The organism is Yoonia sp., from assembly GCF_036007805.1.
In the GTDB taxonomy this organism is placed as follows: Bacteria; Pseudomonadota; Alphaproteobacteria; order Rhodobacterales; family Rhodobacteraceae; genus Yoonia.
In genome coordinates this window covers 15,654-33,694 of the sequence record NZ_DASYOK010000135.1, presented here as the reverse complement: position 1 = coordinate 33,694, position 18,041 = coordinate 15,654, and the positions used below count along the sequence as shown (strand labels likewise).

General features: G+C 57.5%; 23 protein-coding genes. 7 read left to right on the top strand and 16 right to left on the bottom strand.

Annotation, left to right across the window (positions count from 1 at the left end):
* Positions 1-216 precede the first annotated feature (216 nt).
* Genes flhA through VGP75_RS07685 form a run of 4 tightly spaced genes read left to right on the top strand, consistent with a single transcriptional unit; the run spans position 217 to position 4,479 of the window.
* A complete protein-coding gene (gene flhA / locus VGP75_RS07700; RefSeq protein ID WP_414727788.1) occupies positions 217-2,247 on the top strand; it encodes a flagellar biosynthesis protein FlhA in 2,031 nt (676 codons plus the stop codon).
* Positions 2,247-3,026, top strand: coding sequence for a flagellar biosynthetic protein FliR (locus VGP75_RS07695; protein WP_327543099.1), 780 nt, complete (start codon positions 2,247-2,249; stop codon positions 3,024-3,026). The genes flhA and VGP75_RS07695 overlap by 1 nt, the downstream gene beginning before the upstream one ends.
* Positions 3,023-4,102 carry an EscU/YscU/HrcU family type III secretion system export apparatus switch protein gene (locus VGP75_RS07690; RefSeq protein WP_327543098.1) on the top strand — a complete coding sequence of 360 codons (1,080 nt, stop codon included), beginning with the start codon at positions 3,023-3,025 and terminating at the stop codon, positions 4,100-4,102. The genes VGP75_RS07695 and VGP75_RS07690 overlap by 4 nt, the downstream gene beginning before the upstream one ends.
* The gene (locus VGP75_RS07685) at positions 4,102-4,479 is read left to right on the top strand and encodes a hypothetical protein (protein WP_327543097.1); all 378 of its coding nucleotides are present in this window, start codon (positions 4,102-4,104) and stop codon (positions 4,477-4,479) included. Before VGP75_RS07690 ends, VGP75_RS07685 begins: the two co-directional genes overlap by 1 nt.
* Here the strand turns inward: VGP75_RS07685 and VGP75_RS07680 are convergent.
* Genes VGP75_RS07680 through VGP75_RS07640 form a run of 9 tightly spaced genes read right to left on the bottom strand, consistent with a single transcriptional unit; the run spans position 4,467 to position 8,983 of the window.
* Entirely contained in the window at positions 4,467-4,967 is a 501-nt protein-coding gene (locus VGP75_RS07680; protein ID WP_327543096.1) for a flagellar basal body-associated protein FliL, read from the bottom strand. The genes VGP75_RS07685 and VGP75_RS07680 overlap by 13 nt on opposite strands.
* Before the next feature lie 18 nt (positions 4,968-4,985).
* Positions 4,986-5,720 (bottom strand): flagellar basal body L-ring protein FlgH, encoded by a 735-nt coding sequence (flgH, locus tag VGP75_RS07675; RefSeq protein WP_327543095.1) that lies wholly within the window; start codon positions 5,718-5,720, stop codon positions 4,986-4,988.
* Positions 5,707-6,096: a flagellar basal body P-ring formation chaperone FlgA gene (flgA, locus tag VGP75_RS07670; protein WP_327543094.1), complete on the bottom strand. Its 390-nt coding sequence runs from the start codon at positions 6,094-6,096 to the stop codon at positions 5,707-5,709. The genes flgH and flgA overlap by 14 nt, the downstream gene beginning before the upstream one ends.
* 23 nt (positions 6,097-6,119) lie before the next feature.
* The gene (gene flgG / locus VGP75_RS07665) at positions 6,120-6,905 is read right to left on the bottom strand and encodes a flagellar basal-body rod protein FlgG (RefSeq protein ID WP_327543093.1); all 786 of its coding nucleotides are present in this window, start codon (positions 6,903-6,905) and stop codon (positions 6,120-6,122) included.
* A 12-nt stretch (positions 6,906-6,917) separates the two neighbouring features.
* Positions 6,918-7,634: a flagellar hook-basal body complex protein gene (locus tag VGP75_RS07660; protein ID WP_327543092.1), complete on the bottom strand. Its 717-nt coding sequence runs from the start codon at positions 7,632-7,634 to the stop codon at positions 6,918-6,920.
* Complete coding sequence (locus VGP75_RS07655) at positions 7,634-7,903, bottom strand: flagellar biosynthetic protein FliQ (RefSeq protein WP_414727786.1); 270 nt, start codon at positions 7,901-7,903, stop codon at positions 7,634-7,636. The genes VGP75_RS07660 and VGP75_RS07655 overlap by 1 nt, the downstream gene beginning before the upstream one ends.
* Complete coding sequence (gene fliE, locus VGP75_RS07650) at positions 7,903-8,184, bottom strand: flagellar hook-basal body complex protein FliE (protein ID WP_327543091.1); 282 nt, start codon at positions 8,182-8,184, stop codon at positions 7,903-7,905. The genes VGP75_RS07655 and fliE overlap by 1 nt, the downstream gene beginning before the upstream one ends.
* A gap of 10 nt (positions 8,185-8,194) precedes the next feature.
* Positions 8,195-8,587, bottom strand: coding sequence for a flagellar basal body rod protein FlgC (flgC, locus tag VGP75_RS07645; RefSeq protein WP_327543090.1), 393 nt, complete (start codon positions 8,585-8,587; stop codon positions 8,195-8,197).
* A gap of 9 nt (positions 8,588-8,596) precedes the next feature.
* Complete coding sequence (locus VGP75_RS07640) at positions 8,597-8,983, bottom strand: FlgB family protein (protein WP_327543089.1); 387 nt, start codon at positions 8,981-8,983, stop codon at positions 8,597-8,599.
* A gap of 86 nt (positions 8,984-9,069) precedes the next feature.
* Between VGP75_RS07640 and VGP75_RS07635 the strand changes: the two genes are divergently transcribed.
* Complete coding sequence (locus VGP75_RS07635; protein WP_327543088.1) at positions 9,070-10,407, top strand: FliI/YscN family ATPase; 1,338 nt, start codon at positions 9,070-9,072, stop codon at positions 10,405-10,407.
* On the opposite strand, the gene VGP75_RS07630 is transcribed toward VGP75_RS07635, so the two are convergent.
* From VGP75_RS07630 to VGP75_RS07605, 6 genes are all read right to left on the bottom strand, one after another.
* Positions 10,404-11,210, bottom strand: a complete 807-nt coding sequence (locus VGP75_RS07630; protein ID WP_327543087.1) for a DUF1217 domain-containing protein — start codon at positions 11,208-11,210, stop codon at positions 10,404-10,406. The two genes, VGP75_RS07635 and VGP75_RS07630, sit on opposite strands and share 4 nt — an antisense overlap.
* A complete protein-coding gene (gene flbT / locus VGP75_RS07625; RefSeq protein WP_327543086.1) occupies positions 11,207-11,611 on the bottom strand; it encodes a flagellar biosynthesis repressor FlbT in 405 nt (134 codons plus the stop codon). The genes VGP75_RS07630 and flbT overlap by 4 nt, the downstream gene beginning before the upstream one ends.
* Positions 11,611-11,985, bottom strand: coding sequence for a flagellar biosynthesis regulator FlaF (gene flaF / locus VGP75_RS07620; RefSeq protein WP_327543085.1), 375 nt, complete (start codon positions 11,983-11,985; stop codon positions 11,611-11,613). Before flaF ends, flbT begins: the two co-directional genes overlap by 1 nt.
* A 96-nt stretch (positions 11,986-12,081) precedes the next feature.
* On the bottom strand, positions 12,082-13,620 hold the full coding sequence (locus tag VGP75_RS07615; RefSeq protein WP_327543084.1) for a flagellin N-terminal helical domain-containing protein: 1,539 nt from the start codon (positions 13,618-13,620) through the stop codon (positions 12,082-12,084).
* Between the two features lie 203 nt (positions 13,621-13,823).
* Complete coding sequence (locus VGP75_RS07610; protein WP_327543083.1) at positions 13,824-14,132, bottom strand: hypothetical protein; 309 nt, start codon at positions 14,130-14,132, stop codon at positions 13,824-13,826.
* A 25-nt stretch (positions 14,133-14,157) separates the two neighbouring features.
* The gene (locus VGP75_RS07605) at positions 14,158-14,451 is read right to left on the bottom strand and encodes a rod-binding protein (RefSeq protein ID WP_327543082.1); all 294 of its coding nucleotides are present in this window, start codon (positions 14,449-14,451) and stop codon (positions 14,158-14,160) included.
* Between the two features lie 104 nt (positions 14,452-14,555).
* Here VGP75_RS07605 and VGP75_RS07600 point away from each other — a divergent pair, with 104 nt between their 5' ends.
* Positions 14,556-15,839, top strand: a complete 1,284-nt coding sequence (locus VGP75_RS07600; protein WP_327543081.1) for a flagellar hook-length control protein FliK — start codon at positions 14,556-14,558, stop codon at positions 15,837-15,839.
* A 9-nt stretch (positions 15,840-15,848) separates the two neighbouring features.
* On the top strand, positions 15,849-16,514 hold the full coding sequence (locus VGP75_RS07595) for a flagellar hook capping FlgD N-terminal domain-containing protein (protein WP_327543080.1): 666 nt from the start codon (positions 15,849-15,851) through the stop codon (positions 16,512-16,514).
* Here VGP75_RS07595 and ubiB read toward each other — a convergent pair.
* Positions 16,511-18,040 carry a 2-polyprenylphenol 6-hydroxylase gene (ubiB, locus tag VGP75_RS07590; RefSeq protein ID WP_327543079.1) on the bottom strand — a complete coding sequence of 510 codons (1,530 nt, stop codon included), beginning with the start codon at positions 18,038-18,040 and terminating at the stop codon, positions 16,511-16,513. The two genes, VGP75_RS07595 and ubiB, sit on opposite strands and share 4 nt — an antisense overlap.
* Position 18,041: the final 1 nt, after the last annotated feature.

The window sequence follows — 18,041 nt, the reverse complement described above, 5'->3', positions numbered from 1 at the left end:
ACAGTTTGTAAAGCAATTCAGCTTAGCATGAGGGGGTAGTGACAGAAGTCATCCCCAAACCGAGGCGGGCAGAATGCCAGTGACACAATCGTATCTCAGTCACGTCTGTGACGGCTCCCGCGCGATCCCGGGTTGGGCGGCCAAAGGTGATGTCGCGTGAACAGCCTCTCTGTCAAGAATGTCTTTCAGCCAACAGTTCTGCTGGCCGTGGCGCTGATGGCTGTGATCGTGATGATGATTCTACCCATGCCGTCATGGGTTGTGGATATCGGCCTTGCGGCCTCGTTTGCGCTGGCAATCCTTATGTTCACTGTCACGCTTTTCATTGACCGCCCACTGGATTTCTCGGCTTTTCCAACTGTGCTTCTGGCCTCGTTGATTTTGCGTCTATCGCTGAATGTTTCCTCGACAAAGCTTATCATCGGTGAAGGCCATACCGGTACAGATGCGGCCGGCGAAGTGATTGAAGGGTTCGCAATGTTTGTCATGGGTGGCAGCGTCATCCTTGGTGTTGTGATTTTCTGTGTTTTGCTGATCGTTAACTTTGTGGTGATCAACAAAGGGGCCACGCGCATGGCCGAAGTGGGTGCGCGTTTCGCCCTTGATGCTATGCCGGGCAAGCAACTTGCAATTGACAGCGATGTCGCTGCCGGCGCGATCGACCACAACGAAGCCAAAGAAAGACGTGAGCGTGAACAGGCCGAGACAACGTTCTTCGGCTCACTTGATGGCGCATCGAAATTTGTGAAGGGCGATGCGATTGCAGGCCTGTTGATTACAGCGCTCAACCTGATTGTCGGGCTGATCGTTGGCATTACCGTGCATGACATGCCAGTTGGCCGTGCATTCGAGACATATTCTATTTTGACGGTTGGTGATGGTTTAGTATCCCAAATACCTGCTGTTGTGATTTCTATTGCGTCTGCGCTCCTGTTGGCGCGGGGTGGGGCCACGGGTGCGACTGACCTTGCCTTGGTCACACAACTTGGACGTCATCCGGCGGCGCTGATGACTGTGGGCATCCTGATGGCGTTGCTTGCGCTGGTGCCGGGTTTGCCATTTATGCCTTTCATCCTTGGCGCGGTTGCCTTGGGGGGGTGCGCCTTTGCCATGGCATCTGCTGCGCAACGCAAGGCCGCAGGGCATGCGGATATTGCGCTGCCTACCGAGCAAAAACCTGTTCGGAATTCGCTCGGTGATATGCTTGATCTTGATGACATTCACGTCGAATTCGCGCCAGACCTTGTGGATATGGTGCTTGATCCCGGTACCGGACTGGATGCGCGGATTGCGAATATGCGCAGTCACGTTGCCAGTGAATTTGGGGTCATGTTGCCGGAAATCAGGTTGACCGATAATCCTGCACTGCCGCCCGGATACTATGTTGTCCATATTCAGGGTGTTGAACAGGTGCGTGATCGGCTGCGACCAAACCAGATCTTGGCGCTGATGAACGATAGCAGCGCCAGCGATATGGCGGGGGAGGCGGTGAATGAGCCGGTTTATGGCGCGCCCGCACGGTGGATTGATCCATCGGATCAGGAAAAGGCGGCTGTTGCCGGTTTGACCACGGTGCAACCCACAGAGGTCTTGGCGACGCATCTACTTGAAATCGTCAAACGAAATTTCGCCCGCTTGCTGACATTCAAGGCGCTGCGGCGGCGGCTGGATGAAATGACAAACCTGAGCGATCCGGATCGCGCCGCAGCCAATCGGCGGATGCTGGATGAACTGGTCCCTGACAAGGTGCCGCTTGATGTGCTGCTTTCTGTTTTGCGATTGCTGCTGGAAGAGCGGGTGTCGATCCGCAACCTCGGGCTCATCATCGAGGCTGTCGCCGAAGGACGGCAGCTGTTCCAAAGTGCTGATGCCATTGCCGAACATGTGCGCCAGCGGCTTGGCTTTCAGCTTGTGGCCAAGATGCGCAGACCGGACGGGACGATCCCTTTGGTGCAGCTTGCGCCGGAGTGGGAAGATACCTTTGCCACCTATGAAATACGCACCGACCGCGGCGGCGGTGACGTAGCCCTGCCACCCGAGAGCTTTAACCGGCTGGCCGACGGAATCGCGGAAAAGCTGGGTCAGGCCGCGAATGCCGGTGCTTATGCCGCAGTCGTGACATCCACCCGACGCAGGCGGTTTTTGCGTACTGTCATGGCGGCCAAGGGGATTATGAACCCGGTTCTGTCATTCGAGGAAATCGGCATCGATGCGCGGCCCGCTCTTGTTGGGCTGGTCCCTGCGTGATGGACCTTTTGTTGGAACTCTTGCCCTATTCCCAATCCGCGCTCTGGAGTGGTTTTGCTGTCTTCACCCGTTTGGTTGCGTTCATGGCTGTCTTGCCTGCCTTTGGTGATCAGCCTGTCCCTACGCGCGTCCGGCTGGTTTTGGCAGTCATGTTCACCTTGATCGTTGCACCCACCGTGGTGCAGACGATTCCGGCGCCGCCCGCATCCATGCTGGCCGCCTTCGGCCTTTTGGGGATGGAGGCGCTAACGGGTCTTTTTTTCGGTCTGTTCCTGCGTTTCTTTATTCTGGTGCTACAGATTGCGGGGTCCATCGCAGCGCAGGCGACATCGCTGTCACAGATTTTCGGTGGCACGGCGGTCGTCGATCCGCAGCCTGCCATTGGTCATATGCTGGTGGTGGCGGGCACGGCGCTTGCCGCATTGTCCGGGCTGCATGTGCAAGTGGCCAGTTACATGATCCACAGTTATGTTTTGATCCCCTTTGGTGTGGCCTTGCAACCCGCTCTGGTGGCCGAGGTCGGGGTGGCCGAAGTGGGGCGCACGTTTACCTTGGGCTTCATTCTGGCGGCACCTTTCCTGATTGCATCGCTGGTTTACAACGTTGTGTTGGGTGTCATTAACCGCGCCATGCCCCAGCTGATGGTGTCATTTGTCGGCGCGCCTGCACTCACCGCAGGGGGGCTTTTGCTCTTCTTCCTTGCGGCACCGATTATGCTGGCGATTTGGCTGGCCGCCTTCTCCGCCTTCATGGAAATGCCCTTCGGGTCCATGCCATGAGCGCGGAAGAAGACAGCGACAAACAATACGAGCCGACACAGAAAAAGCTTGATGACGCCCGCAAGAAGGGTGAAATCGCGCGATCGGCTGATCTGACAACAGCGGCGGCCTATGGGGGGCTTTTGTTGGTGATGCTGACGATTGGCCCGCCGGTGCTGGATGATCTGGCCACTACGCTTGCTGTACTTCTGGAGCAGTCCAATGATCTGTCCGCGGTGATCTTTGGCGGTGGGGGTGCGGCCCTGCATGGCGGCATTCAACAGCAGGTGATCTGGGCGGTCGCACCCTGGTTCGGGGTGCCTGCGATATTTGCGCTTGTCAGCGTGGCTTTGCAGCGCGGTTTTCTGTTCACAGCCAGCAAGGTTGCGCCCAAGCTGGACCGTGTTTCACCGGTTTCGGGGATCAAGAACAAGCTCGGGCGGCAGGGTCTGTTTGAATTCGCCAAGAGCAGTTCGAAACTGATCATTTACTGCGTGATCCTGGGCTTTTTTCTGGTGGGCCAGATTGAGCAGATCATTGGTAGCATGCAGTTGCCGCCGCGTCTGATCTTGGCGGAACTGGGCCGTATGCTTGTTGTGCTGATGGCGATCGTGTTGCTGGTGGCGCTGGTTTTGGGCGGTGTCGATTTTATGTGGCAAAGCGCCGAACACATCCGCAAAAATAGGATGAGCCGCAAGGAATTGATGGATGAACTCAAGCAATCCGAGGGTGACCCCTTTATCAAACAACAGCGCCGCCAGCGCGGACAGGAAATTGCAACAAACAAAATGCTGCAAGATGTCCCGACCGCCGATGTCGTGGTTGTGAACCCCACACATTATGCCGTGGCACTCAAATGGGATCAGTCCACAGGGCGTGCGCCTGTCTGTGTGGCCAAAGGTGTTGATGAGGTCGCCGCGCGGATCCGTGATCTTGCGCATGAACATGGCGTGCCGGTACATTCAGATCCGCCCACGGCCCGTGCGCTCCATGCAGAGGTCGATCTGGGGCAAGAGATTTCGCAAGATCACTATCGTGCCGTGGCGGCGGCAATCCGGTTTGCGGAGAGTATTCGCAGAAAGGCCGCACGCAGATAATGCAGGAAGATCGGATCAAAGCATTGGTTCAGGTATCGGCCCTGCGGTTTCAGGCCGATCAGGCCCGATTGGCGCAGTTACTCGCAAAAGAGCGTGATTTACGCAAGAACCTGCAAGATCTGGTGCGGCAACGGAATGCACGTGCAGCTTCGGCGACCAGAGCGGATGATCCGGCCACGATCGCTGGGGCCGATGTGCAGTGGCATGCTTGGGTGGATCAACGGCGCAAGACGATCAACACCGAACTTGCCCAGCTTCTGGCGCAAAAGTCTGATTGTCTGGCAAGGGTGCAAAGGTCCTTTGGGCAGGATCAGGCTGCCCAGGAGCTATTGAAAAAGGTGCAGATGGCGCGCCTGCGGCCGCGCTACGAATCCTGACGTACCAGATCAATGACCAAAACGTCTGTAACGCTTGGGCCACTGATATCTTGGGCCACCCGCAGCAATTCGTTGCGCAAAGCCCGCATCTTTGTGCCTGTCGTGAAATTCCCCGAAAAGCCGCCGTTATTGGCATGATCAAACATCACCTGCAGAAAGCGGTCGCGTAATTTGGGTTCTGCGGCAAAAATGGCGGTGCGGCTTCCCACTGTCACCTCAAGGTTCAGCGACATAACGACCAGAGCGGCAACCATTTCGTCTTCTACAACGGGGATGATGAACTGGTTATTCAGTTTTGCATATTCCCGTTCGGGCGAAGCGGCAGCGGGGTCTGACACACCGGATGTCTCGATTGACCCTTCGGGTGTGGGGCAGTCAAGTGCGTGCTCTGCGTCTTCCTGTTTCGGCGGCATCAGAAAGAACCCCGCACCGGCCCCGGCGCCCGTTCCGGCAAGTAGCAGTATGACAGGTATCAAAATAGCTTTCATGCGATGCTTTGACCTTTGTTAAAACGGCAGGATGGATTCAAGCAACTGATGTCCAAGGCGGGGTTGTTGCATGTCCGTGATCTGGCCGCGCCCCCCGTAGGAAATCCTTGCCGAGGCGATTTTATCATAGGTGATTTCATTCTGCCGTGTGATGTCTTCGGGGCGCACATAGCCCGTGACGATCAGTTCGCGCAGTTCAAAATTTACCCGCACTTCTTGCTGGCCCACGATCGCCAATATACCGTTTGGCAATACGTCCGTGACCGTGACAGCAACCCTTAATGTTAGCCTTTCGTTGCGGCGCACCGTGCCGTCGCCTGATGCGGAACTTTGCGAATTCAGATCCACGAGTGCCGCAGATGACGCCCCCTCTGGCAGGCGCGGATCAAGCCGCTGCGGGATTCCCAGGAGCTGGGGCACGCCCGCTTGTTGCGACGCAGACCGCGACCGATCGCTCGAATTCGAGATTTCCGCACGGTCATCAATTTCAATAACGACCGTCATGATATCGCCGCGTTGCATTGCGCGGCGATCACCGAGCAGCGATCCGCGTGCGCCAGTCCAGAGTGAGGCATGCGAAGACGGCCCAAGAACCCGTGCCGAAACTGGCATTGGCATGGCGGGGTTCAGAATGGCCGCGCGCTCGGTGTTTTCGGCCGAGGGTGAAAACCGTGGGGGTTGGCCGATATCGCTGCTGCCGCAGCCCGTGATCAGCACTGCAAGGAGTGCTGCTGTCAATTTACCTTTGGACATACGCTACCCCATCACTGCCGATCCGCGCCGTGACTGTTGTGCGCGATCCAAGGTTCATGACCCGAATAACGTCACCGGGCCCGGCCCGCCCCAACGCCCTGCCATCGGTCGAGATCGTCAAACCGTTCCTTTCAAAGAGCAGCGGGATGATTTCATTGCGCTCGACAACTGCGGGCGGGCCGATATTGCCGGACTGGATGGGCCGGTTTGCAAAAAGGGCAACGCGTGCTTCCATGCCAATTATGCTCTGCGCCTCTTGCAGCGCCTCGCCCGTCGGATCACCGACAATGCGGATATCGTCGGCTGAAATCACGGTTTGCGCGGGGATCGTGCGGGTTGCGACCACGGTTTCGGCGGCCAACGGCGACGCGGCCATCGTGCATATAAACGCCAGCCGTATCACCGCAACTGCACCATCGCGCTCAGCATCTGGTCTGCAGCAGTGATGACCTTGGAATTGAGCTCATATCCGCGCTGTGCCTCGATCAGGTCGGTGACTTCGCGCACGGGATCGACCGAACTGTCCTCAAGATAGCCCTGACGCAAGACGCCCAATCCGTCCTCACCCGGTGCCGCAACGACCGAAGGCCCTGATGCGGGGGTTTCCAGAAACAGGTTCGATCCAATCGCCTCAAGCCCCTTCGGGTTGGTAAAGCCGGCCAGACTGAATTGGCCTAAAAGCTGTGGCTGGATTTCATCAATGAAATATCCGTAAACCTCGCCGTCGGCATTGATCGAGATCGACCGTGTATCGCGCGGGATCGTCAGATCAGGCACAACCGGATACCCATCGGACGTGACGATCAGCCCGTCGCCTGTCAACTTGAGCGCGCCATCGCGGGTATAGGCCGAGGCACCGGATGGTAAGGTCACTTCCAGATATCCATCGCCCTCGATCGCGAGGTCGAGATCACCGCCTGTGGCGCCCAGTGCCCCTTGGCTCAGCATCACGGAAACCGCGCTGGCCCGCACACCTAGCCCAAGCTGCACACCGGTGGGCAGGACCGTGCCGTCAGAGGCATTGATCGCGCCGGGACGGGCCACTTGTTGATAATGCAGGTCGGCGAATTCGGCCCGCCGCGCATTATAACCGGTGGTGTTCATATTCGCGAGGTTGTTTGAAATCACTTCAACCCGCATTTGCTGGGCGGTCATACCTGCCGCTGCAATCTGTAGTGCGCGCATCAATCGTCTCCTTTATGTGCGAATGGCCTGAATGACGCTGCGAATGCGTTCATCTTCTTTGTCGAGAAAACTTTGGCCCAGCTCATAGGCGCGCTGGACTTCGATCAAACGGCCGATTTGAAGGATCGGGTTCACGTTTGAGCCTTCCAGAAATCCCTGCAGAACGCGGCCATCGGCGGCCTGTTCAAATCCGCCTTGGGCGTCGAACAGCACACTGCCTTCGCGGACCATTTGTGTCGGGTCAATGGGCAGGACCAATCCTATTTGCCCCACCGGTTGCCCGCCTGCGCTGATAATGCCGTCAGCGCCAATTCCGACAGGGCCCAACCCTTGGGGGACAAAAACAGGCGCGCCGCCTGCATCCAGAACGGCATGGCCGTCTGGTGTTACAAGCGTCCCGTTCGCGTCAGGCCCAAAGACCCCGGCCCGTGTCAGGCGCGGACCGTCAGGCGTTTCGACCAGAAAGAACCCGTCTCCCTCTATTGCCAGATCAAAGGTGCCGCCGGTTTGCGCCAATGTGCCTTGCGTCATCACTGTGTCACGCACTCCGGCACTCGCCATTGACAGGGACGGGGCGTCCGGCCCCAGCGCCTTGACATGTTCGGCAAACAAGATGCCCTCGGCCCGAAAGCCCGTGGTGGATGCGTTGGCGATATTGTTGGCCAGCAATTGCATCTCTTGGAGCAAGCCTGACTGCCGTGTCAGCGCGGTATATGACGCATTATCCATCAAAAGCCCTCTGAAATGATCGGGATCAGTGTTGTTTGAAACAGCGCGACAAGGGCTTCTGTCATGAAGGCCATGGTGATCCAGAAGGTGACGACAATTGCCGCTAGTTTCGGCACAAAGGTCAGCGTCATTTCCTGAATGGATGTCAGCGCCTGAAACAGACCCACAAGCAACCCTGAGGCCAGTGCCACGGCCAGGATCGGCACAGAGATGACAAATGTCACCCAAAGCCCCTGTCGCAAGGTGTCATAGAAAAGCGCATCACTCATCAGACAGGCATCCGCAAGATTTCTTGATAGGCTTCGACCACGCGGTCCCTAACCGTTACCGCCGTTTGCACAGCCAATTCGGTTTGTGCCAAGGCCTCGACCAGCGCATGGGGGTCGGCCCCGCTGGTCATCGCCTGCATTGCGGTGTTTTCGCTTGCCTGCATGGTCGCAAGAAAGCTTTCCGCGGCAGCACCAAAGGCGGCACCGGCGCCACCGGCCTCGGGGGCGGTGATGGATTTGCTCGCGGCATAGTTCTGGGCGACGAGTGCACTGATATCCATGGTATTTTCCTTATCTACGCAAGAGATCCATCAGGGCTGTCGACATCTGTCGTACCTGATCGAACATTTTGAGGTTGGCTTCATAGCTACGCTGCGCTTCACGCGCGTCGGCGATTTCAATCAGCAGGTTGACGTTCGAGCCTTGGTAATATCCCGCCGCATCGGCCATGGGGTGGGCGGGGTCATAAATCCGGCTCAGTTCGGATCGGTCCAGCCGGACCTCGCCAACCGCAACTTCACCGGTAGTGCGGCCCAAGTTGACCATCTCTTCGAAGGTAATCGCCTTGCGGCGGTAACCGGGCGTGTCGGTATTGGCGATATTCTCGGACACATGCCGCAAACGGCTGGCCTGTGCTTTCATCCCGCTGGTTGCGACGGAAATGGCATCACTGAAATCGGTCATTTTGCCTCCTTAACTTCTGCCAAGACTGGTGCGCAGCACCGTCATCGCGTGGCGATAGATGGTCAGGGCGCGGTTGTGTTCACGGCTCACTTCAACGGCGCGCAGCATTTCGTCCTCAATGGATACGGTGTTGCCGTTGGGTGACGGTTCGCCGACCACGGTTTGCCGCAAATCCGTTGTGTGTTGTCCGATCTGGCCACCAAGATGCCCGGCGCGGGTGGCGCGCATCGTCGTTGTGGCAGACCCGGCATAGACATCTTTGAAAGCGGCGATTGACTGCGCCTGAAAGTCAGGCGTGTCTGCGTTTGCGATATTGCGCGCAACCACGGCCTGTCTGGCACCTGCGTGACGCGCCATGGCGCCCGCTGTCTGGAAAAGATCCAGAGAATTATACATCGGGGATTCTCCCTCGGTTGGTTTCAACGAAGGATTAAGGGTGATTCCTTAAAAAGAAGTGTGTGGCTTTTGAATGGACAACCTTAATGCAAGAAAACCTTCTCGATCAGATGTGCCGGGCGATTAAAACCTGCGCACAGATGCACAAAGCGGGGCATGTGATCGGCGTCTCCTCCGGCACGGTACACTCCATGCGCGCGGCAAACGATCTGCGTATCGGTGACCGCGGCGTCATTCATACCCAAAAGACACGTCGGCGTGGCGAAGTGGTGAAACTTGATCAAAGCGGGGCGCATCTGATGCTGGATGGCACAACCGATGGTGTGTCAATCAACGATCCGGTGGTGTTCTTTCCCGCACCGCAACTCGCACCCCATGACGGATGGATCGGGCGTGTCATTGATCCGGATGGTCAGCCGCTTGATGGGCGGCCTCTTTTGCCTGGCATGAAGGTATGCGATCTCAACGCGTCACCACCTGCGTCCCATCAGCGCCGGCAACTGGGTGCGCGGTTGGAGACGGGGCTGGCGGTGTTCAACACACTGCTGCCCTTGGTGCGTGGGCAGCGGATCGGGCTTTTTGCAGGCTCCGGTGTGGGGAAATCAACACTGCTGGCAGACCTTGCGCGCGGTGTTGAGGCCGATGTTATTGTCATCGCGCTTGTGGGTGAACGCGGGCGCGAGGTGGGGCATTTCGTGCAAGAGGTGCTGGGGCCAGATGGTATGAGGCGCGCCGTTGTCGTGGCCGCCACGTCGGACACAGGTCCACAGGTACGGCGGCGCTGTGCGCTTTCGGCTATGGCTGTGGCGGAGTACTTTCGCGATGCAGGCCAGCATGTCCTGCTTTTGATTGATTCGGTGACCCGGTTCTGCGAGGCCCATCGGGAACTGGCCGTCGCAAGCGGCGAAAACGCCAATTTGCGTGGGTACCCCGCCTCGACCGGCCCCGCTATCGCGCGGCTTTGCGAACGGGCGGGGCCCGGTGTCGGGGATGCGGGCGATATTACAGCGGTTTTCTCTGTCCTGGTCGCAGGCTCGGATATGGATGAACCTGTGGCGGATATGCTGCGCGGCGTCCTGGACGGGCACATTGTGCTGGACCGTACGATTGCCGAACGCGGACGTTTTCCTGCCGTTGATGTGGTGCGGTCGGTGTCACGCGCCCTGCCTGCGGCGGCGAATGACAAGGAAAACGAGATTATTGCCAAGGCACGGTCACTTTTGGGGACTTATGCGCGGTCTGAAATGATGGTGCAGGCAGGGCTCTATGTTGCAGGGTCTGACGCGGCGCTGGATGCGGCGATTGCGACAGCACCAGCGCTAGAGGATTTTCAGAAGATCAAGGATGCACGCGGTACGCTGGCGCATTTCGCCAAGCTGCGGCAGGCAATTGCAGCATCGCCAATGCGGCCTGATATGCCCTAACCGAAGAGCCTTGGCGCTGCTTGCAACAATGCCAGTGCCGTCGCCCCCGCCGAGGTGGTCGCGATGGCATTTGCCTCCGAGCGGATCAGAAACAGGCGGATCAGTTTTTCCTCTTCTGCGGGGGTCGCAATCTGGGATAAATCATCTGTCCCAAGGACCGACCTGGCGCGCTCTTGGAAAATCTCACGTTGTCTATCAATATCAATGCCCGAAATGCTGTCAGGCAATCCGAGTGCGGTTTGAAAGACAGACCGAAGCGGGGCGTTCCCCATAATCGCAAACCACTGGCCATTCTTGGTTGTTGTGCGATCAAGCACATCCGCAAGGCCGGAATTGACATTGCGGGCCAAACGCAGGTCGTTGTTCTGTTCGCCGATCGCGCGCGCGAATTGCTGGCTTTCGAAACGATCAATGATGCCACCCGCAAAACTGCTCAACACTGTGTTCGGTATGGCACTGTCCCCAAAGCCGAAGGCGCGGCTGAAATCGGCATAGCGGTTGTCGGCGAGGCGATTGGCAAGTGCGTCATCTGCCGTCGTGCCGTCCTCCAGAATCTTCTGTATAAAGGCACGGTTGTTGATGTCGTCATCCAGACCAAAGGCACCGAGCGCGACCGCCAAAAGCTGGCGGTCACTGACCAGATCGGCGGCAGTGCGCACTGTGCCGATCTTTTCGCGGAAATAATCCGTTGCGCGCTGGATCGGACGGCTTTCGGCAAAGGCGGTTTCTTGCGCCGCAGCTGTGCGTTCCAAAAAACGCCAACCAACATAGCCCGTCAGGGGAAGCACCGGTTGAAAACTCATTGTGGAGCTGTCCCTAGAAGACGGGCCTCACGTTGTAGAAGATTGCGCAGTGATTTGAGAGCGCGATAAAAATCCAGACGGCCAACAGCCTCGGTCGCATGGTCAAGGTGGGTGCGGCTATCATCATCGCGGAGCGCTTGGCTCAATTGCTCGATACCGCGCAGGATTTGCAGTTTCGCGTCGTCCTCTGCGACGTCACCGGACAGCACGAGCTGCGCGATGTAACAGACCCGACGCACGGGGGTGTTCACCTCGTCCGGGCGGATTGCATCGCGCAGGCGCAAGATGTTCGCATTTGGAGTCAGGATCGATAACCTGCTGCGACGGTCACCGTTTTCAATCACGGCACCATTGACCAAAACCCGCTCTCTTGGGTTCAATTTGAGCACAAGGCCTGACATCAAGGCCGCTCCTGTCCGTTGAGGCCGCGGAGCACAGCCATATTGATATCAATCAGCGCAGCAATATCGGCTTTTTTGCGAATAACCTGCTGGGTATGCTGATCGGTAAACTCTGCAAGATAGAAGATCTGGGCGCGCAATTCTTTTGGAAGGGCATTGCCCTTATCAGCCACGTCAATCGCCATCGTGGTCCACATGCGGCGGTTATCGTGGAGAGCGGCCATCAGTTTCGGGAAATCCTGGCGGCTGGCGTAGCGCAACTTTTGCAGGCGTGACGTTATCTGGGTAATTAACTGTGCCTCAACTGAGCGTGTTGTGCGAATGGCAAATTGTGTGGGGGCATAGCCCTGCTGGGCTTGTTCAATGACGTTCACGCGTGGGTCCTTTCCGGCGCAATGTGGACGAGGCCCGATTTTATCGTGGCCATGAAGGTAAGGGTGGCGCCGATACAATGGCGCCACCGCTTAATTTTACCGGAACAGAGACAGGATTGTCTGCGGTGCCTGGTTCGCAATAGAGAGCGATTGCACACCCAACTGCTGCTGGACCTGCAAGGCCTGCAACCGTGCGGATGTCTCTTCCATATCGGCATCAACCAGCGCACCGATGCCGGACCGGAGCGAATCTGTCAGCTGTGAAATAAAGTCTGACTGGGTTTCGATCCGGCCTTGGCTGGAACCAAAAGATGCAGCGGCATCAATTGTCGTGTTGATGTATGTTTCGATGTTGGCAAGGGCTGCGGCCACGCCTTCATCTGTCGTCACGTCCAGTTTATCGAGCCCGACGAGCCCGCCAGTGGCCGTGCCACCCGCAGCACCATCATCTGTCAGTGTCTGAGCGGCGCCATCATTGTCGATCTGCAGGATCCATGCACCTGTTGTTTCATCCTGTCTGACACGTGTCGAGATGTTTTCAATACCCGCGCCATCAATCACAGTCTTTAAGCCACGCGCGACGTCTTCGAAGGTCTCGTTTGGACCTGCGATGTAGTCATAGCTTACGCCACCAATGCTCGCGCGGTAGCTGTCACCTTCGGAAACACCTGCCGTCGTTGAAAAGGTAAGCTCGGACGCACGGGCGTTGATCGTCTGTGTATTTGTTGTTGCAGCTCCCGCTGTCACGCCATTTGCCTCAAGGGCGAATGTCGCAGCACCGTTGCCGCTTGTATTGACTTCCACGTTATCGAACCGCGATGTTGAGCTAATCGAAATCACCGATGCGTTTACATCTGCTGTGATGTCTTCAATGCCAGCTGCGTTGATAGCGGCAGTCAAGCCAGCCGCCAAGTCAGCGGTAGCTGTCGTTGTTGTTGTAAAGCTGACTGTTTCGCCGGCGATCTGGAAGTTGTAGGTCTGTCCGGCAACAATTGTCCCCGCAACAGTTGCTTCTAGAATGTTTGCGCCATTCGAGAATGCATCGCCGGTCCCGTCAGCAGCAATGTTGCCGCCAAGTGTGGTTGTGACATTGTCCGCCAGTGTTGCCCCGGTCCCATAGACCCCTGCGTCAGTGGTCAGGTCTTGGCGGTCGACTGTGATGTTGGACGACGTGACGGTGCCATTGCTGGACCGATCCAGCGAGGACAGAATGTTCACGCTTTGCGTGCCCGACAGCATGTTCAACCCGTTGAACTGCGCTGCACCGACCACCGATGCGATCTGGTCAGAGATCGCCTTTACATCCGCCTGCAGTTTGGTGCGATCAACGTTTTCACCCTGCGCCGCAACAATCTTTTCCTTCATGTTGTTGAGCAGGTCGGTCACTGTTTCGGCGCCATTGCGGGCCACGGCAACCGATGATTCACCCAAAGACAGGCTCTCGGAAATGGCTTTAAAGCCTTTGACGTCTGATTCCATCACCTTGGAAATCGCCCAAACGGCCGAATTGTCCTTGGCCGAAGCAACCTCTTTTCCTGTTGAGATCATTGACTGTGTTTTGGCGAGATCGTTGTTGATCGACTTAAGCGTTTGCAGCGCAACCATCGCGCTGTTGTTGGTCAAAATACTGGACATAAACTATGGTCCTTCATGTGTGGCGCTTTGCACCGGGTTGATTGGAAACTCCGCAAATTTACTGCGGTGCGATGCGTCATTCTGACGGAAATCACCGGTGACTTCGTACCGGTGCGCCTTTGTGGCGATGGCTGATGAATATCCAGTCCACGCTGAACAACCTCTTAACTCAACCCTTCAAAATAAAGAGAATTTGACTGAAATCAGGCCTTTTTCTCGAGTGCTGGGTTGTGGGTGCGGACATGTTCCAGCCGGCCGGCGTTGTCATAAACGCTCAAACCGCTTTTGACGTTCTGAAGCGCGGCAAGACGCTCGCCCGCGGCTGCGACCCCTTTGATTACAGCCGCCATCAGCGCAAGGTTTTCGTCCATCTTTTGACGCACCGGCCGCAAAATATCTTTCGCGGGAATCGTTTTTTCCAGCTGTGCCAGCAGGTCCTCTTTTTGCTGCACGAACGTGGCCAACGCCTCGAAATCTGCCGCTATCAGCGCCTCGCGTTCCAGATCCAGCAACTGATGCAATTGGGTGATCACAGTATTAAGCAATGCTTCGGACCTTCATGGCCTCGAAAAGCGCCTCGGCCAACCCGATTCCCCCGGCCTTCACCATTTCCTGCGCCTGCGCTTCTCGCAGGAACGAAGCGAAATGTTCTTCGCCTGCGCCGCCACCGAATGTTTCGCGCGGAGTGCCGACACCGGCGGATTTCAGCATTTCCGCCAGAAAGGTGGCCTCCATCTTTTGGGCGGCATCACGTAATTTTTCATCGGATTTTATATAGTCCGGCATCGCGGGTGCGGGCCGTGACGGTGCCAGATCAGTGATTATTGTCATCGGATTCTCCGGTTTGTGATCCGTGCAACTTGACCGACCTTCCTAAACATTCAGTAAGTTTTTTGCGTCAAACAGATGATCGAACAGACACAATCGGAGAACCGATGATTCCCTTGATCCTTTCCCATTCGGGAACGACCACCGCACAAACCCTGCCTGTCACCCAGGCGGGTGCGGCCCCTGATGATGGCCCGACTTTCGATGAGATGATGCTGGCGGCACCGCAGACGGGCGATGATATGCAAAGCGATGCGGGCCACGGGGCATGGGTTGCGGCCGTCGCTGTCGACCCTGACGTGCCTGGGGATGAAGTGACCCCTTCACCCGCGTTGACAAAGGATGCTCTGAGCGAGGGTGAGTTGCCAAACTCTGCGCCAACCTCTGTGCCAGTGAAAGTGGGGAAAGCGGATCAAGATCGTGCGCCTGCGTTGCCGGTCACAAAGTCAGAAAAAACGCCCGTGTTGCTGCGTGAGGGGGTCACAGAAAATCAGCCCGATCAGACCGTTCCGGTGGTGCGCGAAAGCAAATCAACAGGCGCGTCTGTCGCCCAATCTGTGGTCGAGGGGCGCTTGCCGCCTAAGGGCCTTGCCGACACGCCACCCGTGCAACCGCCGCAGCCAACACGGCCTGAAGCGTCAAAGGCGGAAACGCCGCCACCTGCGACACCTTTATTGACCCCCGATAAACCCAAGGCGGAAATCGTGGGTCAGGTTAAAGATCCGCGAAAACTCCAGTTTCATACAGCCGAAGAACAACCACGGCGTTTGCGTGAAGAGGCGACATCACGGGCAACGCCAAACGCGCCTGCGCCCGCGATCGCGCATGGTGTTGCGGCACAGCCGCCCGCCGTGGCCTTGGCGCAGGCTGCGACACATGCGCAGCGCGAGATGACAGAAAAAGCACTTAAACCGGCCGATGTGGATAGTATTTTGTCGGCTATGCCTGCTGAACGGCATGTGGCTGCAACCGGCACGTCAGCCCCTGTCGCTGTCGCTGCCACACCGGAAACTGCACGTCAGGTGGCGGCGCAAATTGTGGTGGCTGTGACCAACAGCAATGGCAAGATGACGGAAATAGCGCTTAATCCAGAAGAACTGGGGCGGGTAAAGCTAAGTCTTTCTGCGGGTGACGGTGTTATCACGGTGAATCTGCTGGCCGATCGTCCCGAAACACAGGATCTGCTGCGGCGGCACATTGATATGCTGGCGCAGGAGTTCCGCCAGCTTGGCTATACGTCAATTTCATTCTCGTTTGGCGAACAAAAGGGGCAAGCCCGGCCAGAGGCCCGGCCTGATGAGCAACCTGTCGAGCAAGAGAGACACGACACCGCTTCAATCCCCCAGGCCACGCCAGCAGCTGCTGTGACGGGCCTCGATCTGCGCATTTAAGGAGCACACATGGACATCACGCAACTTTCACAAACGGCTGTCACACCGCCTAACGCGGGCATGGCAGGTGCGACGGCGCAGATCAGTTCTGATTTTGAAACCTTCTTGAAGATGCTGACGGCGCAAATGCAATATCAGGATCCTCTAAACCCGATCGACTCGACCGATTATGCGACGCAGTTGGCAACCTTCTCAGGGGTCGAACAGGCGGTGCTGACGAATGACTTGTTGCGATCGCTCAGCAGCCAGATGACGACAGGGGGGCTGGTTGAAATGGCAGCACTTGTCGGCAAAGAAGTGCGCACAGAGGGGCCTGCCTACTTTAACGGGCAGCCAATGACATTGCTTGCCACCAGAACCGTGGCCGCTGACAGCGCCGAGCTTGTCGTGCGCAATGCCGCAGGAGACGAGGTGCAGCGGCAGGCGGTCCCGCCAGGTGCCGAGACGGTGCAATGGGCAGGTGTCGGCCCCAATGGCACGCCCATGCCTGCCGGGGTCTATCAATTCGAAATCCAGTCGAAATCGAATGGTCAGGTGATCGCCCAGAACCCTGTGGCAACTTACAACACTGTCAACGAGGTCCGGATTGAGGGTGGCGTGACCATGCTGGTTATGACCGGGGGCATCACCGTCGCAAGCGATCAGGTCACAGCCCTACGTGATGCAGACAGCTAAAGCAGCGAGATGCCCCAAATTGCGCCACTCGCCAGCACTGCGCCAAGCGCCATCCACGACAACCGCGCAATGCGGCGTTGCGGTTTGGGCGGCGGTGGCGGATTGTTCAGCCGGATCAGTGCGTCCTCTGCCAGTTTGGGCAACTGCGGACCAAATCGCGACAGAATGCGCGCGGTCTTGGCCAGATCGCGCATCAATGCCTTGGGGCCGATGCTTTCCTTGATGTAGTCTTCGACGACGGGTTTTGCGACGTGCCAGATGTTCATACGCGGATCAAGCGACCGCGCCACACCTTCGACCACCACCATGGTGCGCTGCAGCAAAATCAGCTCGGTGCGGGTTTCCATGCCGAAACGTTCGGTGACTTCAAACAGGTAACTCAGCAGGCGGGCCATCGAAATGCGGCTCGCGTCCATGCCGAAAATCGGCTCGCCCACAGCACGCAATGCGCGAGCGAACTCATCAACATCGCGGTTTGAAGGCACATAGCCCGCCTCGAAATGGACCTCTGCGACGCGCTGGTAATCCTTGCGGATAAATCCGAAGAGGATCTCGGCATAAACGCGGCGGGTATATTCATCAATCCGCCCCATGATACCGAAATCATAGGCAATGATATCCCCGTTGGCCGCGACCTTCAGGTTGCCTTGGTGCATGTCGCCATGAAAGTAACCGTCGCGCAGTGCATGGTTCAGGAAAAGTTGCAGCACACGCGTGGCCAAGACGACACGGTCGTGGCCCGCGGCGTCAAGCGCTTCGTTCATCCCGATGTTCGTGCCTTCGGCCCATTCCATCGTCATCACACGGCGCCCCGACAGATGCCAATGCACCTTGGGCACCTGAAAACCGCTATCATTTTCGGTATTCGCGGCAAACTCCGCGGCTGCGGAGCTTTCCAACCGCAGGTCCAATTCACCCATGACCACGCCCTCGAAATGGGTGATCACATCCATCGGGCGCAGACGGCGCGACGCAGGCGATAGAAATTCAATGGCACGTGCTGCAAAGTAGAACGCATCAATGTCGGTCCGGAACGCGCGCTCAATCCCGGGACGCAGGATTTTCACCGCGACGGCCTCGCCGGTGTCGGCCAGATGCGCCTTGTGCACCTGCGCAAGAGAGGCGGCAGCGACAGGTTCGGAGAAGGACGAAAAGAGTCTGTCAAAACTGCTGCCCAGTTCAGACTGGATCGCCTTTTTTGCCTCGGCCATGGAGAACGGCGGCAATTTATCCTGCAAAACACGCAGTTGCACCGCCAGTTCGTCACCAACCACATCAGGGCGGGTCGAAAGAATCTGACCGAATTTGATATAGGCCGGACCCAGTGCTTGCAGCGCGCGCACCGCGGGCGGCATCGACACATCGCCTTTGTAGCCAAGCCATTGAAACGGCCAGACCAATGTCCGGAACGTAATGCGCAGCAGCGGCCCTGCATCGAACGCATCCAGCACAACTTTCATCGCGCCAGTGCGTTCGAATGTGGCACCTGTGCGGATCAGACGGATGATATTGTGAGGGCCGCGCATG

Bases quoted from the DNA above. Each gene is read 5' to 3' on its own strand.
- flhA (WP_414727788.1), top strand. From the start codon at position 217: ATGGCTGTGATCGTGATGATGATTCTACCCATGCCGTCATGGGTTGTG.
- VGP75_RS07695 (WP_327543099.1), top strand. From the start codon at position 2,247: ATGGACCTTTTGTTGGAACTCTTGCCCTATTCCCAATCCGCGCTCTGG.
- VGP75_RS07690 (WP_327543098.1), top strand. From the start codon at position 3,023: ATGAGCGCGGAAGAAGACAGCGACAAACAATACGAGCCGACACAGAAA.
- VGP75_RS07685 (WP_327543097.1), top strand. From the start codon at position 4,102: ATGCAGGAAGATCGGATCAAAGCATTGGTTCAGGTATCGGCCCTGCGG.
- VGP75_RS07680 (WP_327543096.1), bottom strand. From the start codon at position 4,967: ATGAAAGCTATTTTGATACCTGTCATACTGCTACTTGCCGGAACGGGC.
- flgH (WP_327543095.1), bottom strand. From the start codon at position 5,720: ATGTCCAAAGGTAAATTGACAGCAGCACTCCTTGCAGTGCTGATCACG.
- flgA (WP_327543094.1), bottom strand. From the start codon at position 6,096: ATGGCCGCGTCGCCGTTGGCCGCCGAAACCGTGGTCGCAACCCGCACG.
- flgG (WP_327543093.1), bottom strand. From the start codon at position 6,905: ATGCGCGCACTACAGATTGCAGCGGCAGGTATGACCGCCCAGCAAATG.
- VGP75_RS07660 (WP_327543092.1), bottom strand. From the start codon at position 7,634: ATGGATAATGCGTCATATACCGCGCTGACACGGCAGTCAGGCTTGCTC.
- VGP75_RS07655 (WP_414727786.1), bottom strand. From the start codon at position 7,903: ATGAGTGATGCGCTTTTCTATGACACCTTGCGACAGGGGCTTTGGGTG.
- fliE (WP_327543091.1), bottom strand. From the start codon at position 8,184: ATGGATATCAGTGCACTCGTCGCCCAGAACTATGCCGCGAGCAAATCC.
- flgC (WP_327543090.1), bottom strand. From the start codon at position 8,587: ATGACCGATTTCAGTGATGCCATTTCCGTCGCAACCAGCGGGATGAAA.
- VGP75_RS07640 (WP_327543089.1), bottom strand. From the start codon at position 8,983: ATGTATAATTCTCTGGATCTTTTCCAGACAGCGGGCGCCATGGCGCGT.
- VGP75_RS07635 (WP_327543088.1), top strand. From the start codon at position 9,070: ATGCAAGAAAACCTTCTCGATCAGATGTGCCGGGCGATTAAAACCTGC.
- VGP75_RS07630 (WP_327543087.1), bottom strand. From the start codon at position 11,210: ATGAGTTTTCAACCGGTGCTTCCCCTGACGGGCTATGTTGGTTGGCGT.
- flbT (WP_327543086.1), bottom strand. From the start codon at position 11,611: ATGTCAGGCCTTGTGCTCAAATTGAACCCAAGAGAGCGGGTTTTGGTC.
- VGP75_RS07615 (WP_327543084.1), bottom strand. From the start codon at position 13,620: ATGTCCAGTATTTTGACCAACAACAGCGCGATGGTTGCGCTGCAAACG.
- VGP75_RS07605 (WP_327543082.1), bottom strand. From the start codon at position 14,451: ATGACAATAATCACTGATCTGGCACCGTCACGGCCCGCACCCGCGATG.
- VGP75_RS07600 (WP_327543081.1), top strand. From the start codon at position 14,556: ATGATTCCCTTGATCCTTTCCCATTCGGGAACGACCACCGCACAAACC.
- VGP75_RS07595 (WP_327543080.1), top strand. From the start codon at position 15,849: ATGGACATCACGCAACTTTCACAAACGGCTGTCACACCGCCTAACGCG.
- ubiB (WP_327543079.1), bottom strand. From the start codon at position 18,040: ATGCGCGGCCCTCACAATATCATCCGTCTGATCCGCACAGGTGCCACA.